The following is a 16,780-nucleotide window of genomic DNA, read 5'->3' on the forward strand; positions in this document are numbered from 1 at the left end:
CAAGTGCGATGCTTAGTATTTTTTAACATAAGACTTTTGATATGTGAAATGCACATGAGAACGTATAGGTTTACATTAGAGAATATAAACCTATACGTTCTTTTAGTTTCCTCTAAATTAAGATATAAAAAAGACTGACATTTTTTTGTCAGTCTTTTTTGGTTAGCACATATATGTGGGCGAATAAAATAAAAAGGAACCCTATTATGCCTTGTTTTTTAGCTATTGTCTAAGGTAAATTGCCCATTCAATCTAAAAAATTGCTTCAGAACACGCTTATTTTACACGTTAAATAATCTTAGAAACGACAAACAAAATAAGTATTTGTCTTTTTTGTTGTTTAATTATTAAATGCTATACTAAATTCAAATATTAATTAATAGGCGGTGTAAAAATGCCCAAAACAATGCAACAAATAGCTGACCAATTCGGCGTGACTAAGCAGGCGATACAAGCTCGTATGAAAGAGATTCCATACTTTAAAGAAGATCATGTTACGAAAAATGGAAACAAATATATGATTGACGAAGTTGGAGTTAAGATGTTGCGTAATCCAGCTAAAGCAAAACGACAATATTATGCAAATGAAGAACAAACTACGACAAAAACAGAAGAAGATAAGTTGTGGGATCAAATCAAAACAAAAGATGATCAAATTGCTAAATTACAAAGAATTTTAGATCAACAGCAACAGCTACAATTGGCGACAACAGCGGATAACAAGGAACTTAAGGAGCAAAATAAAAGGCTAAGCGGATTTTTGGAAGAGACAAAAAGCAACGTAAATAGCGACAAAGAAAACGACAAATATGACAAACAAAAACAAGATAATGACCAAAAAAACGACAACACAAATAAGGCTGAAATCATTGATAATGATGAAATCAAACCAGCAAATAAAGAAACAAATCAAAATTATAAAAAGGTTGGCTTCTTCAGAAGATTGTTTGGAAAATAAATATACCCCCTAATTTTAAATTAGGGGGTATATTCCTTTAGGAGATTCCTAAAAGTTGTGATAGTATTAGTATTGTAATCGATTGCGATTACTTTCCAACTACATAAAAATATACAAATTAAAAAGGCGTGATTAGCAAGATATTGGAGTATCTTAACTAATCAGCATACAAGTGACACAACCACTTGCTCGCCCTTTACGCCTGTTTCAATTTCTATTTATAAATATATTATAGATTCTGAAGCAGGATAATTCAAATCAAACACAACTTTTTTAATTAAAAAAATTCTGAAGGTCCATGGTTTTAGTGAAGGTGTAGCAAGTAATTAATACTTGTGACACCTTTTTTCTTTGAAAAATTAAGGGGATATAAAATCATGGAGCAATTCATTAAAACACCAACATTTTTATTTAACGAAGGATTAACAGGAAACGAAATTTTAGTTTACTCACTAATTAATGATCGTATGCAATCATCCGTGAAGCGCGAAAGCTTTTACGATAATGAAAATATGGATTACTACGTAATTTTTACCCGCGAAGAATTGGCTGAAAAAATTAATGCAAGTGAAAAGACTATTTCACGTTGTTTGAATCATTTAATCTCAAAGGGCTTGATTACCTTGAAGCGTCAATTTAATTCAGCTAGTAAGATTTTTTTACCATACTTTGAAAAGCCTTTTGAATACACTGATACCAACAGTCAGGACAAATTGTCCGATACAGTTAGGCCAAATTGTCCACTTAATCAGACTAATACCAAACATATACAAGATAATAATACAGTTAATACAGAGCCAACTGTTTTTAACTTCAAGTATTCAGCAATCGACGCGTGGAAGCAGGCAACAGAAGCTAAAATTAAGCTGCCTAGTGACGCAGTAGACACAATAGCTAAGTTTACCAATGGGAATGTTAATGACGCTAAAAACGTCGTTAAATGCCTTTTAAGCGCACGTAACGTAGTAGCTAGACAGAACGATTTAGCTAATTCAGAAGTTAGTCAATTTGAAACGAACGACAACATTCAAAGTAAATTGAATAGCAAGCTAATCAATATCTTTGAATATATCAAAGAACACCAATATACAGAGTTTAACGGCTATCTTATCGCTTCGCTAAAGACTTTTTTTGTTGAAACATTCGGAATTAAAGCAGATGAGCCTGAAGAACACGTAGCGCCTAAAGCGCTTAAGAAGAACAGCATTAAAGAAACACTACCAGAATGGGCTAAGCGAAACAAGGAACAGTATCACCAATATTCAGCTACAACTACAGAAGTATCAACATTATCATCAGAACAAGAAGCTGAATTGGATCGTAAATTGGCTATGTTAAGAAAAGAGCCAATTGCCTAGTGATATAGACATTTTGAGCATGGAATTTCACAATCATAAAAGACTGATCTTATAGGATTTGCAATCACAAAAATAGCTATACCAGTTCAAATTCACAAATTAGGCAATCTGAAGGCGCATAACCATGGATACTGCGCCTAATGTCTAATACGTAAGGTTGTGAATGGTATACGAAAAAGACACTTCTGTCAGTTAACCATACAAATAGCACGCGTTGTGATTTCGTAACTCTAAATGCAGTTAACGGTATAGGTATGCTAAATCTAAGACGGTCAAACGCTCTTAAAGGTGGGTGAGCCCGTACGAAATGGAATCAGTAACCCTGACTATCTCAAGAAGAGTTAGCCAAACAGCTTTACGTTTAACGTCAGACAATATCTAGCTGGGAAAATGATAAAACATATCCTGATTTAAAATCTTTAATCATTTTGTCCAAAATAGTTAATAAATCAGTTGATAGTCTAGTTAAAGGCGATATAGACCAAATTAGGTATCAGATGATGCGGCGAAAGATATGTTGGCTCTATATTACTAATGTTCTTTGTCTGTTATTGATTTATTTAGGTTTTATTAGCCTACATTGGCTACCACTGTCAATTAGCATAGTAATTATGGTTACGTTCACTGTTTTAGGAATCGAAAATACGCTTTATTTAATCAAATTCAGTTATAGAAACAATTTGCATAATGTTCGCCAGATATTGAATTATTTGAATGGTAAACATGCTCAACAAACTAAGCTAAGCAAACAAAAATTATGGATTCAATATATTTTTTGGGGCCTTTTAGGTGTTATTTCTTACCGTTTAATGCGTAAAGCCACATTCCCAATAATATTAAAAATATAAGCATTAAAAAATTAGGCAACAAATTAGTCAATGTGAATGTTTGGGCTTTTGCTGTGATTACTTGATAACTTGAATAGGCTACTATAGGAAATATAACATATTTAGTTTTTGATCGTTGATTGTCATATACAAGTGCAAAAATAGCTATAATAACAGCAATCCCAATACACGTGAATTTTAAGGTTAGTGACCATGCTTCTAGTAATACTCCCAATAGTAGTAAAAAGTATGAAGCTAGTTCAAGTATGATTATTTTGGTTTTCATTTTTTTATCCTCCAAGGGTTGACAGAGATCTAAAACTAAGGCAATATATATATTGCTTGTAAAATATATATTGCATAGGAGCGTTTTTATGATGAAATTTTTTGAGTCTTGGCTGTTTAATCTTAGTGGCCATGAAGATGAAGCACAAAAGGGCGATTTATTTGTAATCAGTACTAAAGGTCTTTCGTTAAGTATCATTCTAGATAGTATCGTATTAGTTATTTCTATAGTTATTGATATATCCAATCGAAATTTTACGCCACAAACGTTTCTTGTTGGAGGATCGTTAATATTTTTGTCTGGATATTTACTGTATGCATTGTTAAAAAAGCATGTTTTGTTGTACGAAGCATATAGCCAGGAAGAGTTTAATAATGCCGTTAGTAATTTGAAATTTAAGACCAGCTTACAGGTACTATTTGCCTTTATCGTATTCAATTTAATTTTTACACTTGGTAGTGCCTATATCTTGCATGAAAATGCGAGTGTTATCGATGTACTAATCTCGTTTGTATTCTGTTTCTTATATGGCACGTTCATATATCGTGTGAACAAAGCAAAAATTAAGAGAGAGTTTTAGTTTCTTGAAACGTATATCATTGGAGGTACTTGTAGTGAAAAATAGAGTACGTGAATATAGAATGAAAATGGGCATGTCCCAGCGAGAGCTTGCGTTAACTGTAGGCCTAACGCGACAAACTATTGGCTTAATTGAAACTTTCAAGTATAATCCGTCACTCAAGGTGTGTTTAGATATAGTGAACACCCTTGGCCAAAGTTTGGATGTGGTCTTTAACCCCAATTTTTTTAGTTAATTTAACTTAGAAAATCAGTGCCTTAATTAATTAAGACACTGATTTTTTAAGTTTGTATTAGTTTTAATGTATTCCATGAAAGTTGCCAGCAAGACAATTACCAGCACCAGCTATTGCTCCGCCTAAAGCCCCAAAAGGACCGCCGATTATTCCTGTAATTCCTCCGGAAATACCGGAGCTAATGGCATCACTATAAGAACAAGCAAGTTTTTTCTTACCACCGACAACACTAGTTAGTTCTTCTTCTAATAATAAATTATACATTTACGTAATCTCCTACTTTATAATATTTTTATGGATTAACTAAACAGCTGACAGCCCCTGCTACTAATCCAGCAGTTCCGCCTCCTACAATACCAACGGCACCAGCGGGAATCCCTCCAATTGCTCCACCAAGAGCGGCGGATCCAGACTTAATCATGCAGCGATAATTTCCACCTCTATATTTTTTCCCGCCTGTAATGATATTTAATTCGTTTAAAGATAGTTCCGTAAAATTCATTATGATACATAACTCCTTAAAATTTATTTTGGGCTTTTGTTTCTTGCGCAAGGTACCCAACTTTTAAGGCTATATCATATTTTGATGCTATCAAGCTTATTAATAAAGACATGTTAAAAAATAACTGTCTTTAAATATGAGACAAGTCAGATAATAATAATCTGAGTGATTTCTGGCAAATATGATGTATTTTATAAATACTTCAAGATTTTAATTTAGTGAGTTGTTAAGATAGTTAAATATAACTTTTTAATTAATTGAAATGCTTTTTCAATAAAGATGCCTTTTTGCTTGTCGTGTATAGTTAAGTCTCATTGAATAATTGTGCATAATAATTATTCTTTTTTAATAAAGCATTGTGGGTCCCCTGCTCAGCAATTTTGCCATCTTTTATAACTATGATATTGTCTGCCTTTTTTGCAATTTCAAGTCTGTGAGCAATAAAAATCAGGGTTTTGTCTTTTAAGTCCATAACATTTCTGATTATTCTTCTTTCAGTTATCAGATCTAGATTACTTGTTGACTCGTCGAAAACAATTACTGATTTGTCACTTAAAACAGCCCTAGCAATAGCTATACGTTGCATTTGCCCACCTGAAAGCCCAGAATCTTCTGATAAGTTTGTTAGATAACCGTCAGGCAAATTTTGTATTTCATCATCAATTTCCGCTATCTTTGCTGCATTTGTAATCATTTCCATAGTGTTTGGCTTTGTACTTCCTAACGATATGTTATCTATTACTGATCCAGAAAAGACATAAGGAGATTGTGGTAGGTAAGTAATATAATCTCGTATACTCCTTTTGCTGAGATTGCTTGTGTCTTCACCGTTTATTAAAATTTTCCCCGACGTTGGTTTGTAAAAATTGGCTAGTAATTTGGCTATAGTTGATTTTCCTGACCCACTGAGGCCAACAATTGCAATTGTTTGGTTTTCCTTTATCTCCATATTTATATCATTAAGAATAGGCTGACCATATTTGTATTCGAAGCTAACCTTGTTAAAAGAAATTTTGTTTTTAAACTTTCCTTCTTTTAATGAACGGTTAGTTTCAATGTTGGTTTCAATTGGGGTTAAAAGTATTTGATTCAATCTTGTATTTGCAACCGTAGCATTTTGGATTTCATCTTGTAAGTTTATAATTGATTCTATGGGCCCTAAAAAATATCCAAGTAACGCATTAAAAGCAATTAGTTGGCCTAACGTAAGCTGTCCCTTAATAACTAACAGTGAACCTAAATAAAGTATAGCTAAATTAATGATCAATTCAGCGCTATCTTTAATGGCACTTTGTGTTACAGTGGCTAAACCATATTTGTAATTTGCACTTAGAGTTTTAGTAAATTTTGAATCTAGCTCCGAGTACATTTTATTTTCTATATTCATAGATTTAATAGATTCTATTCCACGTAGATCTTCAATAATTCGAGAACTCAGTAAGGCGTTTCGTTCCATACGTTCATTATTCAATTTTTCAAATTTCTTAAAAAAAGCCATAATTATCACTGAATATATAGGAACAGCTAATATCGAAATTAAAAATAGCTTATGGCTTATAGCAAATAGAACTGATCCAATCACTATAATGGTTCCGAAATTAAGTAATGTTGTTATCGCTGTGCTTGCTAAGGTGCTAATAATATTGTTTGCATCAGAAAATCGGGAAGTTATTTCTCCAATTTTTCGTGTTTCAAAAAATGAAATGGGCAACTTAAACAAATGTTTTATATACGTAAGTAAAATGTCAATAGATAAACGTTGGCCTAATATTACAGAAAGGTACCCTTGGATATAGCTGAAAAGGCCATGAAATATATAAGCCACCAGCATACCAATGGACACCGCTGTCAATGTGGTAGTCATCTTATTGACAACAAACGAATCAATTATTTTTTGTAAAAAAAAGGCTCCCAGTATAGTAATAAATGTGGTTATAAAAGTGGTGCCAACTATTGTTAGAATAATTCCCTTTTGCTTTAGTAAAACTTTTGCTGTTTGTAATAAGCTAGCAGTATTGTCTTTTATCTTTACATACTTGTCTCCTGGTGATATCAGTAAAGTGATTCCCGTCCAATTTGAAATAAAAGAACGATAACTTACTTTAGACATGCCTATACTGGGGTCTGGATCGGCGACTAGTATACTATTTTTATATACTTTAAAAACGACAACATAATGTAACAACCCGTGATTCTTATCAATATGTGCAATAAATGGTGTAGGTATATTTTTTAAGCTCTCGTAATAACAAGATGTATTTACTCTAATAGCTTTAGAATCTAAATTAAAACATTTTGCTGCCTTTATTATTCCTAATGCCGTAGTACCGTTTTGATCTGTTTGCGCCAGGCTTCTGATCTTTGTAATTGAAACGGTGGATTTATAATACTTCAATATCATTGCTAACGATGCTGCTCCACAATCAGATTCATCTAATTGCCTAACGTAATTTTTTCGATTATTCATTTTTTCCTCTATAAAGATTAAATAGCTTTTAATAAATAAGCTAACAATAGAAACTTAAAGAGCGTTTAGCTGCTTTAGCTTTATTCCAGATCCTATTAATGTTTTAGTTATTTTTTGATGATTTATTTTTTCAATTGTTGGAGTGTATTTTAGCCCGGATGCTTTAAGCATTTTTTTTGTTTTTAAGGAATCTTTTTTAGTGATTTTATCTAAATCAACATAAAAAACTTTTTTCCGTGATTGTTTTAAAAACTTGTTTAAAGTATACGAAAATTTTCTACAGTAAGGACACTCTTTAAAACCAAAGAATACGATAAATTGCTTACCCGACTTTAATTTTTTCAAAAAAGTTGTTTCAGAAATATTAGTCACCTTTTTTATATTCTTTTTATATTGTGGAATTGTTATAGATGTAATTTCGCTTTCGCTGCTTGATGTTGTGCTTGCTTTGGAATTTACAGACGATACGGCTAATCCAATAGATATAGACGCGATTACTAGTAAGATTGAGTTAATAATTTTCTTCATATTGTTTAATTGCTCCTTATTTAGTTTACATTGATTAATAAGTTATCAAAGATAATGCAGTAAGTTTATTTAATTGGTTTGTTTTCAGATAAAACACTTAAAAGACCATTAATCATAGTGCTAAGCTTCTTGTTATTTGATTTACCTCCTGCAATACTGCTTAGATCTCTTTCCTTAATTTCGCTACACCCTACAGCTTTGGGTAATTTAATACTTGTCATAATTTTGATATCTCCTTGTTTTTCGATAATTAGAATCTACTCAATAACTTGGTGCGAAATCAAGCTGTAATTTTAAGACAATCAAATATCGTTGATATAGAGCCATTCTGTTATAATTAAGTTTATCTAAATTAAATTTATTTTAAGAAGGCTAATTTTGGAAATTTCAGATAAACTAAAAACACTCAGAGAGAAAAATAATTTACGGCAGGCTGATGTGGCTGATTATTTATCAGTTTCTCGAAAAACTATATCTGGCTGGGAAAACCAAAGGAGTTTTCCTGATATTAATAGTTTGGTCAGACTAAGTAAGCTATACTCTATATCTTTGGACGACTTGTTAGATGACGAACAAATGCTAGAACATTATCAAGAACAAGATAACCACGAGAAAAGGATTTACTACATATTTGTTGCATCTTATATATTTAACTGGATTTTTTTAATTTTAGGATTCTTAAGATATTTTGAAATTATAACGTTCATAAAAATTACTATTCCCTTATTTTTATTATTATTTTCAATTATCACGATTACCCTTTACCCATACTGGGATTCCCTTAAAAACAGAAAAAATAGAGCTCTGGGGGTCATTATCGTGCTGACTGCTCTTGTTACATGCATAATACAAATAGTAATCTTCGAAAGTAATTTGGATACTAGAACAACTAATTTAGTATTTATAACTGGACAAATTACAGGCAAACTTATATTTGCTTTAATCTTATCAACTGGTACATACTGTTCCCTTATGTTGTGCCCTAATGGGAGTAAAAAAAGCTTAAAAACTAAGATTAAGTCAAAGTAAGTGGGTCTTAAATTAAAAGCTAGCCGTCTGTATAAAATCATTGTATTCTCTAAGCGATAAATAAGGAGGTGCTTTAATTTGGAAAAAGATGCTTTTTTTGTCACGCTAACGTATTCTGATGTAGCATTAGTTTCTGGTGGGAAAAAGACGGGTAGGTCACTTTCATCGTGGTTAAATGGGATTTTCGGAACTTGTCATAAAATTCCAGGAGGTTATTTGTGTTAGAAATATATGTCAATGAAATGTTAATTATTAGGAATCATTACTTATAAATAGGCCTTTGATCATTTCTAAAGTCATTCTTCAGAGCGTTATTACAATCTGAAGAATGGCTTTTTTGGCGACATTAACCACACTATCTAGTTGTGCAAGTAACATTTGCGTGACTAATCCTAGTAATTCTTGCTAGGATTGCCTTAGATCCTTGATTATGATTTAGGAGGAGTGAGATTTGAGCTTTAAAGACGATGTCAAGGCCTTGCGCAGGCAATCTAATTTAACCCAAGAAGCGTTAGCTCAACAATTGCATGTGACCCGCCAAACGGTTTCAACTTGGGAAACTGGCAAGAACATGCCAAATTTAGAGACCCTGCATGCGTTGAGTCAATTGTTTAATATCTCACTCGAAAAACTTCTATTTAACGAGGAGATTGCAATGAAAAAAGATAAAGAACCCTCTTTGGCCACCCAGATAGATCATGATGTTAAGCTTAAAAGTCGTTATCGTCGTTGGACTTTTGGTTTAGGTGGCTTGATCGTAATAGCACTGGTTAGTATTGGTATTTTATGTTTGGGATATTATAAAGGTATTGGGACGATTGATCGCTTTGATCCGTTTTTATCCTATAAAGTCGGGTACACTAAATTACCTAGTGAAAAGGAAATTTTGCCTAATAATAAGGCAACCAATGGTTACTGGACCGCTTGGTTCACTGATAATACAATGGGGAATGAATGGACCAAACTAACCCTAACGACAGGGATTAATCCTGGGGTCAAAGATCCTTATGTGATGGCTTATCATAAGGGCAGTTATGTTAAAGTTGCGCGTATCGTTCCTCGCACCTACATTAATCAGACTTATGTTAGCAATTTAGCAGCGCTAGATGCCTTGTTAAACAATAAGGGAAATACAGCGACTAACAATCATGACCTTAAGAAGTATAAGACACAAATCCATATATCCGATACTGTCCAGCAGTCAGTGACTGAATAAGCCGACGTTTAAGTGTTTTAATTTGATAATCTAGCCATAAAAAATAATTGTCACAATTCAAAACGCTTATATTATCAGAAATCTATCAGGTTAGCCAAGGCTACTTTGATAGATTTTTTGCGTTAAAATGGAGCTATATCAACGATGCCAGAATGACTGGCTTGTTAATTTAGACTAATCAGCTTAAATTTTAGGAGGGATATGTATGGATACTAAGCGTCTACCCAAACTTTTAAAGCAAAGAAGACAGTTAAGTGGCCTTACTCAAGCTGAGGTGGCTAATAAACTACATGTTTCACGGCAAGCTATTTCTAATTGGGAAACTGGTCGGCATCTGCCAGATCTGATATTAGTTAATCAACTGGCTAACATTTATGATAGCTCTGTAGATGAACTGATTAATGACGATAGCAAAGCTAAGCTTGCCAAAATCCCGGTAAGTTATATTTACCCACTACTGATGCTATCAATATTAGCGACTAGTCGACTAACACTTGCTTCAAGTTCAAGAAGCCTATTAATCATGGACGGACTGATTTTGTTAAGTGTGATCTTGCTTTGCCTAACCAAAATCAAAAATCTTAAGGTACAGCTTTCACTACAACTAATCACGCTTATAATTTCCCTTGGTTGTACCTTTAAAACCAGTCTTTTAAACAGCTTTGGATTTCAAACAGCCGCCTTTCTGACCAGTATAATTCTATTATGCCAATTAGTTAGTACATATCACTACCAAAAGAGGGAGTAACCTAAAACACATGAAATTAAAAGTTTGGTGGTTAAGCAATCTTATTTGGCTAATCATCTTCAGTATATTAAGCTTTGTAATTTTTATTAGAAGAGTTGATGGAGCTGGAACAATTCAAACGCCAGCAAATAAATTAGCTACTTTTATTGTGCTAGTGGTTTTCTTTATTTTTATCGTCTTGATCCAACTTGTTTTACTGCTATTTGTTAAGCCTAGAAAGTAAGACTAAATTATAGGGGTTATAATTAACAAATAACTCCTACAAAACGTTGCTAAAATAGCCCCTAATATCTATACTGTCGATATTAGGGGCTATTTTTTGGTTCTGTTCATTAATTATCCCTTAAACTACGGGGCTAAATTGAATAGTTAGTCGCTGATTAGTTGCCTGAGCAATTTCCGACAACATCTTGGTTGAGGCGTTCATTGAACCATTTTCAATTCTGGCAATCGTTGATTGTGGCTTACCAACTAGTTCCGCAAATGCCCGTTGACTCAGAGCCATGCTTTCGCGGAGATCACGAACTTTGACCGCGACGTCTAAGTTGATGCTTTCTTGTTCAACCAGTTTGGCAAAGTTAGGATTGTTTTTACTTCTGTTAGCCACATATTCATCAATTTTACTCATGTTTGGTCCTCCTTATTAAGGTACTGGTGTCGTCGCTTGCGAGCGAGCTGTTTTTCGCTGGCGGGGGTTTTGGCCGTTTTCTTGGTGAATGCATTGGTAATTAGGTATTGGGACCCGCGAACTTGAAAATAAAGTGCGCGTTGGATATTTGAGGCGCGCTTAGACCGAATCTCATAGAGGTTGTCTTCTAGCTTTTTAACCCATAATTGGCGTTCGGCGATCATTAGGCCATTAATTTCAATGTTCTGAATGGTCGCAACTAGTTTAGCAGCGTCTTTGTCTGGTAATTGATCTAAAAAATGTTTGAATTCATGCCAGTCATAGTAGTCAAATTCTAGTTTTTTCATATGGTTATGATAGCAAGTAAGCTATCAAAAAGCAAATATAATTCTTGGAGGTCAGATCCATGCAACAAATCGTCTTACCAATCAAAGATTCTAATGTGCTCCAGCAGGTTAAAGATACGCTATTACATAATTTTAAGTACGGTCAGCGAAACTACACCATCTTTCAAGTGGGCAAAGCAACTTTATTGCGGGTCAGTGATGTTTTGCGACTCCAAATGAGTGATGTCTTTACCGCCGAGGGCGAAGTTAAGGCCCATGCGTACATTCACGATCAAAAGACCGGTAAAGCCAATCAACTTTGGCTCGCACCGGTCACCCATGACTTATTAACTTACCGTGAATGGTTAACGGCGCAGCAAATTGAATCACAATGGCTATTTCCGTCACTTAAGCCGCAACGACCAGGAACAGATACCCACATTACAGAACGGCAATTTTACCGCATTATGGCGCGTGTAGGTGATTTGCTAGGGATTAACTACTTAGGCACCCATACCATGCGTAAAACGGGCGCATACCGCGTCTACGAGCAATCTGGTCACGACATTGCCCTGGTCATGGACTTGTTAAATCATTCTTCACAGGCAATGACCTTAAAGTACTTGGGTTTAGATCAAGTGACTAAAGAACAGAAGTTGCAGCAAATTGATTTTGGCTAGTCTTTATTTACTTTTTATGAATAAAAGTTCAAAATATTAATCAAATAGTTCCTAAATAATTATCACGTATTTTAAAAATAATTAGAGGCGATTTGATATGCTAAATTTTGTAGTAAATCTCGGTTTGTTTGGTGCTTTAATCGGATCATTAGGCTTATTAATAACGTTCAAGAATTCGTTTGCCTTGCTGAAAAAGTATCAAAAAGTATGGATATTAGTGACAACAATTAGCGTCTTTTTAGTTTTAGTCATACTCATAGTTAAAGGTGCACCAGAGGCAATAAGTTCTATGACGAATGGTTTTAGCAGTGGTTGGCATGATGCAAATTAATAGGTGATTTGTGTCTATTCGGATTCACTTGGCGGATCTGGAGTTTACGTATCATTAAATTGACGTGTTCCTAACGGAAATGGCTTTAAGTTATTTGGATTAGAGCCCGTGATAAAAGATAAAACTTTGTAGAAAGTTGATTTTGGTTAGCCCGTCTTGGCGGGCTTTTTTAATTGGCCCAAAGCAATTTTATCAACGTGATTGTCATCTCAGAATATAAGGCTAAAGTTTTATTGGCTGTATCCATAGTTGTATAGTCGCCTATTTTTATTACCAAGTTTTGCTGGTGAGAAATTTCCCTATTTCCCTATTTCTACATTTCTTAATATCTATATTATCAGGCAGAAGATTAGTTAAAAAATTACGTAAGAGTCAACGGCAATTAAGGGGTTGGAAATTAATTTTAAAATCAAAAATATAAGCTAGTTAGATGGGGAGAACTTATCGAAATCTGGATTGACCAACACTAGAGATTACCAACCCGTAAGATAACGACTCCTGGACTGATGGCCAGCAGTTCATTTGCTAGACAATTGAGTTGCGCTGCGCGCCCTCTAATTGTCGCAAATGGGCTTGCCAGAGGGGCCGATTGCCCCCTCTGGACTCCCGACTCAAATCATCAACAAAAAAAGCCCACATCCTTAACTAAAGATATGGGCTTTTGATTGCCAACAGATCACTACATCATTATTGCCACTGCAATGATACAACGGGCGCTTAATATCCTTTTACGGAGAGTCTATTATTAATGCTGACCTTGGGTTCACTATTGATCCAATTGTTGGCGTTGATAGTTGAACTGATTAAAAATCAACAAAAAATAACCGCCTACTTTGGCTGGTCGCGGTTATTTTATAATTAATGATTATGCCACCGTCTTAAACGGTTCTGTTGGAGAAGTGCTATGTCAGTAGCACTTCTTATAAATGATTATAAACCTAAAATAGTTAAACAAGGGTAGTTATAAATTTAGGACGCAATCCACGATCTAAACGCAAGGATGATACGTAGACTTATTGAGTTGATTGCACGAAAGTGGCGTGAGAGTGCGTCTATGTAACATTGAAAATAATGACTACCGATACTAGGAGCATTTGACGTTGGTTTTATTAGATAACCGAGTCAATGCATAAAATCTTTGTTTATTTTCGAAAAGCACGTCGAAATTAAATTGGCCATGATAACCTTTTTGGTTATGATTCAACGCTAACTTACTTGGGTAATAAATACGATCAATCCTTCAGCGACGGTATTTATGCACTTATAAGAAATAACTATTGTATTTAGATGATGTTGAGCTATACTTAATTTGTGAAAATAATAATATGTATTAGGGAGAAGAAATATGAAAATTTATAAATTATGTTTACAAGCGGGGTTAGTTAGCGCCGTAGCCATGGGAATGGTGTTGACAAGTACCGACAATGTGACCCAAGCAAGCACCGGCGTTGCCGTAACGACTGCTAAGGCAGTGGTTAAACCAACAGTTACCAAGGCTAAATCAATACATAAGCCAACGACTACAGTTAAGCCAAGTACACAGGCTAATAAACGAGTGAAACCAGTCAGAGCCACTAAGGCAACTACGTTAAAACACCAAGTCAAGCCAGCCAAAACGACTAAGCAAAAAAATGCTAAGCCAAAGGCAACCAAACGGACTGCTAAGCACGTAGTGATGAAGAATCAAGCAGCTAACGCGACTAAAAAATCGACTAAATCAGTTAAGAACTCAACTGAGTATCGGGAAGTCAAGACTCGCTACACGACCAAGAAAAACAAGCGGGGCAAGACATCAACTAAACAACAAATTATTAGACGGAAGGTTGTCGCTGACAAACCGGCGGTTAAACCAGTCACAGTTACCCCAGCTCCAAGTGAGGAACCAACTAACGATCAAAGTACGACTACCCCAGCTGACAACGCAACTACTCAACCAACGACAGACAATCAAAATAGTAGTTCAGCTACCACACCGGTCTTAAGTGCAGAAGATTCTAAAAAGAACCAAGACGCCACTAACGAAAACATTCGCTTACAACCAGCTTTAACCCAATCGCAGATTGGTGCTAATCAGGGGCAACTTGCTTATGACATTACTGGATCCGTTTCCAATGTCGTTGGTCAAGGGACAGCAATTGTTAATTCAATTTGCCAAGTAGTTTCAACAATTCGGAATCTATTTAGATAACCAGCACATTGAAAGTGGGGGACAGAGTTGAGGATTAAACAATTAATCGCTGTATTTATTGGGGCAGCGGCGATTGGAACAGTTACTATGTATAGCAATTCTAGGCCAGTGATGGCGTATGCGGATGCTACTGCAGCTTCAAATAATAAAAACGATAATAATAATGACAATGATGACAATACTAATGGTCAAGGAGATCGTGAACCAGGTGTCATTGGGGGAAATGGTCAAGGGGGCGCTATTGGTGGCGATGCAGGTGCTGGTGGAGCAGAGACTAGCGGTACAACAGCCGGAGCAACCGCAACTAATGGAGTTGGGGCTGGTACAACGGCAACTAGTCCACAAAATCAAATTGGATATGGTAATGCCTCAGGTCAGAGTACGCAGACAGATGAATCTTTGGGTAAAGATACCCGTCAGAGTGATTTAAAAAACAACGATCAGGGTATCAACAATACCCAAAACAATCAAATTAAAAATAAAAAGCCAATCCCCAGAAAGGAAACGTCAATAACAGAGCCTCCTAAAAATAACAATAATAATATTGGGTTTACTAAAAATCAAAATAATATTCAAAAAAAAACAAACCTAGCCCATTACAATACTAAAGTGATCTCTGCCAAAAATACAAATAAGCATAAGAAAAGTAAATATATCAAGTCTGCAATCATCAAAGTTAAGAAGAAAGTTAAACTTTTTGGAGTAGTACCGCTTGGAACAGTAAAAAAGACATTTGTATTTCTTAATAGGAAAGCCGCTAAGAAATATGCCTACATCATTACTCATCCAAGAGTTCCCGGATACAAACAAATGGTAAAGGCTTTTACAATCTCTTATTTAGCTGGGAAGAATCCATATTTAGGATTGGCTTATTCGCTGTTTTCGTTTGGAGACGATATTGAGCGATACAGTACAGGCCAAAGGATTAAAAAACTCCTAAAACACAATAAGGGAATAAAAATTGAAGAAATTACCCCACGTAAGGAAAAAGAAAGAATTTTTTCTGGATGGAACACCAAACGATCGTCTGCATTAAAAACCGCTCGTGCTCATGGGTTTAAAATTTATAAAAAATCACTTAAAAGCTAGAAAATGTTATTTTTTGTTCTTAATAAAACTTAGAACTAGGTTATTTAAAAAGTTATTAGGTAAAAATAGTATTGAGACACCAAAATCTATCATAGCAATTAACCAGAAAACAATATTTAGTTCTTTAGTAATATAGAATGCTACGATTAAAATAATAAAGCTGATGAATTTAACCACCTCGCTAATAATGTAAGCTGTCTTTTTGGGTTTCATGTCAATAGTCCTTTCGTTTTCGAATAATATTAACTACAACAATAGTACATCATAAATAAAATAATTATAATGGAGATAAAATATGTATAAGAAATCTATTTTAAAAAAGTTGCTTATTATTTTCATATTTATGTTTTCTTTTTCATACTGTAATTATGCTAATGCCCAAAAAATAAAAACTAAGAATGGTCTTCCGCATAAATTAGTTAATACAAATTGGGGGAATTCTAATCATAATGAGTATTTTTTATTTCGGAAAACAAGTATAGAAGCAAAAGGAACAAACAGAGGAGCTTTTTATACTAAAGATATTTCTTATGAGATATTTGATGGGTATTATGTACTAATAGGTATAGATTCAGCAAATGAAAACAAAATGATTTGGTGGTTTATTAAGACTAATAAATCATTAAAATCCATTCACATCGGCTATTTAGTTAAAGATAGAGATAAAATACCAACTAGATCTCCCAAGTATTATACAAAGACAAAAGCATTTAAGGTTACTAAAGTAACAGCAATGCTCTATTAATGGGAAAAGCCAGGGAATTAAATTCCCTAGCTTTTTTTCTAAATATGTAGCTCCAAAAC

At 34.3% G+C, this 16,780-nt stretch carries 22 protein-coding genes and 1 pseudogene; 15 read left to right on the plus strand and 8 right to left on the minus strand.

Going from position 1 to position 16,780, the window contains the following annotated elements; translation table 11 throughout:
* Positions 1 to 394 precede the first annotated feature (394 nt).
* Positions 395 to 958, plus strand: a complete 564-nt coding sequence (locus Q0977_RS16665; protein ID WP_299515948.1) for a DUF536 domain-containing protein — start codon at positions 395 to 397, stop codon at positions 956 to 958.
* Between the two features lie 377 nt (positions 959 to 1,335).
* Positions 1,336 to 2,316: a replication initiator protein A gene (locus tag Q0977_RS16670; RefSeq protein WP_299515949.1), complete on the plus strand. Its 981-nt coding sequence runs from the start codon at positions 1,336 to 1,338 to the stop codon at positions 2,314 to 2,316.
* Between the two features lie 792 nt (positions 2,317 to 3,108).
* On the opposite strand, the gene Q0977_RS16675 is transcribed toward Q0977_RS16670, so the two are convergent.
* Positions 3,109 to 3,429, minus strand: a complete 321-nt coding sequence (locus Q0977_RS16675; protein WP_299515951.1) for a hypothetical protein — start codon at positions 3,427 to 3,429, stop codon at positions 3,109 to 3,111.
* 88 nt (positions 3,430 to 3,517) lie between these two features.
* Here Q0977_RS16675 and Q0977_RS16680 point away from each other — a divergent pair, with 88 nt between their 5' ends.
* A complete protein-coding gene (locus Q0977_RS16680; protein ID WP_299515953.1) occupies positions 3,518 to 4,009 on the plus strand; it encodes a hypothetical protein in 492 nt (163 codons plus the stop codon).
* Between the two features lie 34 nt (positions 4,010 to 4,043).
* Positions 4,044 to 4,244, plus strand: a complete 201-nt coding sequence (locus Q0977_RS16685; protein ID WP_299515955.1) for a helix-turn-helix transcriptional regulator — start codon at positions 4,044 to 4,046, stop codon at positions 4,242 to 4,244.
* Positions 4,245 to 4,307: 63 nt separating this feature from the next.
* Here the strand turns inward: Q0977_RS16685 and Q0977_RS16690 are convergent, their stop codons facing one another.
* The 5 genes from Q0977_RS16690 to Q0977_RS16710 all read right to left on the minus strand — a co-directional run bounded on the left by Q0977_RS16690 (position 4,308) and on the right by Q0977_RS16710 (position 7,962).
* Positions 4,308 to 4,508 carry a Blp family class II bacteriocin gene (locus Q0977_RS16690; protein WP_299515957.1) on the minus strand — a complete coding sequence of 67 codons (201 nt, stop codon included), beginning with the start codon at positions 4,506 to 4,508 and terminating at the stop codon, positions 4,308 to 4,310.
* 28 nt (positions 4,509 to 4,536) lie between these two features.
* Positions 4,537 to 4,746 (minus strand): Blp family class II bacteriocin, encoded by a 210-nt coding sequence (locus tag Q0977_RS16695; RefSeq protein WP_299515959.1) that lies wholly within the window; start codon positions 4,744 to 4,746, stop codon positions 4,537 to 4,539.
* Positions 4,747 to 5,050: 304 nt separating this feature from the next.
* A complete protein-coding gene (locus tag Q0977_RS16700) occupies positions 5,051 to 7,213 on the minus strand; it encodes a peptide cleavage/export ABC transporter (RefSeq protein ID WP_299515961.1) in 2,163 nt (720 codons plus the stop codon).
* Positions 7,214 to 7,267: 54 nt separating this feature from the next.
* Complete coding sequence (traF, locus tag Q0977_RS16705) at positions 7,268 to 7,741, minus strand: conjugal transfer protein TraF (RefSeq protein WP_299515963.1); 474 nt, start codon at positions 7,739 to 7,741, stop codon at positions 7,268 to 7,270.
* A 65-nt stretch (positions 7,742 to 7,806) separates the two neighbouring features.
* Positions 7,807 to 7,962 (minus strand): hypothetical protein, encoded by a 156-nt coding sequence (locus Q0977_RS16710; RefSeq protein ID WP_299515965.1) that lies wholly within the window; start codon positions 7,960 to 7,962, stop codon positions 7,807 to 7,809.
* Positions 7,963 to 8,119: 157 nt separating this feature from the next.
* On the opposite strand from Q0977_RS16710, the gene Q0977_RS16715 reads away from it, so the two are divergent.
* The 5 genes from Q0977_RS16715 (at position 8,120) to Q0977_RS16735 (ending at position 10,957) form a co-directional block, all read left to right on the plus strand.
* Complete coding sequence (locus Q0977_RS16715) at positions 8,120 to 8,770, plus strand: helix-turn-helix domain-containing protein (RefSeq protein WP_299515967.1); 651 nt, start codon at positions 8,120 to 8,122, stop codon at positions 8,768 to 8,770.
* A gap of 78 nt (positions 8,771 to 8,848) precedes the next feature.
* Positions 8,849 to 8,995, plus strand: coding sequence for a hypothetical protein (locus Q0977_RS16720; RefSeq protein WP_299515969.1), 147 nt, complete (start codon positions 8,849 to 8,851; stop codon positions 8,993 to 8,995).
* 226 nt (positions 8,996 to 9,221) lie between these two features.
* Positions 9,222 to 9,986, plus strand: coding sequence for a helix-turn-helix transcriptional regulator (locus Q0977_RS16725; protein WP_299515971.1), 765 nt, complete (start codon positions 9,222 to 9,224; stop codon positions 9,984 to 9,986).
* 205 nt (positions 9,987 to 10,191) lie between these two features.
* Positions 10,192 to 10,734 (plus strand): helix-turn-helix transcriptional regulator, encoded by a 543-nt coding sequence (locus Q0977_RS16730; RefSeq protein WP_299515973.1) that lies wholly within the window; start codon positions 10,192 to 10,194, stop codon positions 10,732 to 10,734.
* A 10-nt stretch (positions 10,735 to 10,744) separates the two neighbouring features.
* Entirely contained in the window at positions 10,745 to 10,957 is a 213-nt protein-coding gene (locus Q0977_RS16735) for a DUF3923 family protein (protein WP_299515975.1), read from the plus strand.
* Positions 10,958 to 11,077: 120 nt separating this feature from the next.
* On the opposite strand, the gene Q0977_RS16740 is transcribed toward Q0977_RS16735, so the two are convergent.
* Positions 11,078 to 11,362 carry a helix-turn-helix transcriptional regulator gene (locus Q0977_RS16740; protein ID WP_299515977.1) on the minus strand — a complete coding sequence of 95 codons (285 nt, stop codon included), beginning with the start codon at positions 11,360 to 11,362 and terminating at the stop codon, positions 11,078 to 11,080.
* Positions 11,359 to 11,709, minus strand: a complete 351-nt coding sequence (locus tag Q0977_RS16745) for a type II toxin-antitoxin system RelE/ParE family toxin (protein WP_299515979.1) — start codon at positions 11,707 to 11,709, stop codon at positions 11,359 to 11,361. The genes Q0977_RS16740 and Q0977_RS16745 overlap by 4 nt, the downstream gene beginning before the upstream one ends.
* 59 nt (positions 11,710 to 11,768) lie before the next feature.
* On the opposite strand from Q0977_RS16745, the gene Q0977_RS16750 reads away from it, so the two are divergent.
* The 6 genes and pseudogenes from Q0977_RS16750 (at position 11,769) to Q0977_RS16770 (ending at position 16,721) form a co-directional block, all read left to right on the plus strand.
* Positions 11,769 to 12,368 carry a site-specific integrase gene (locus tag Q0977_RS16750; RefSeq protein ID WP_299515981.1) on the plus strand — a complete coding sequence of 200 codons (600 nt, stop codon included), beginning with the start codon at positions 11,769 to 11,771 and terminating at the stop codon, positions 12,366 to 12,368.
* Positions 12,369 to 12,465: 97 nt separating this feature from the next.
* A complete protein-coding gene (locus Q0977_RS16755; RefSeq protein WP_299515983.1) occupies positions 12,466 to 12,699 on the plus strand; it encodes a hypothetical protein in 234 nt (77 codons plus the stop codon).
* Positions 12,700 to 13,444: 745 nt separating this feature from the next.
* A pseudogene (locus Q0977_RS18320) lies at positions 13,445 to 13,561 on the plus strand (putative holin-like toxin); the annotation flags it as partial.
* 483 nt (positions 13,562 to 14,044) lie between these two features.
* Entirely contained in the window at positions 14,045 to 14,887 is an 843-nt protein-coding gene (locus Q0977_RS16760; RefSeq protein WP_299515985.1) for a hypothetical protein, read from the plus strand.
* A gap of 27 nt (positions 14,888 to 14,914) precedes the next feature.
* On the plus strand, positions 14,915 to 15,976 hold the full coding sequence (locus tag Q0977_RS16765; RefSeq protein WP_299515987.1) for a hypothetical protein: 1,062 nt from the start codon (positions 14,915 to 14,917) through the stop codon (positions 15,974 to 15,976).
* Between the two features lie 295 nt (positions 15,977 to 16,271).
* A complete protein-coding gene (locus tag Q0977_RS16770; protein ID WP_299515989.1) occupies positions 16,272 to 16,721 on the plus strand; it encodes a hypothetical protein in 450 nt (149 codons plus the stop codon).
* Positions 16,722 to 16,780 lie beyond the last annotated feature (59 nt).

Origin of the sequence: uncultured Rummeliibacillus sp. (assembly GCF_934216135.1) — a bacterium.
Taxonomy (GTDB): domain Bacteria; phylum Bacillota; class Bacilli; order Bacillales_A; family Planococcaceae; genus Rummeliibacillus.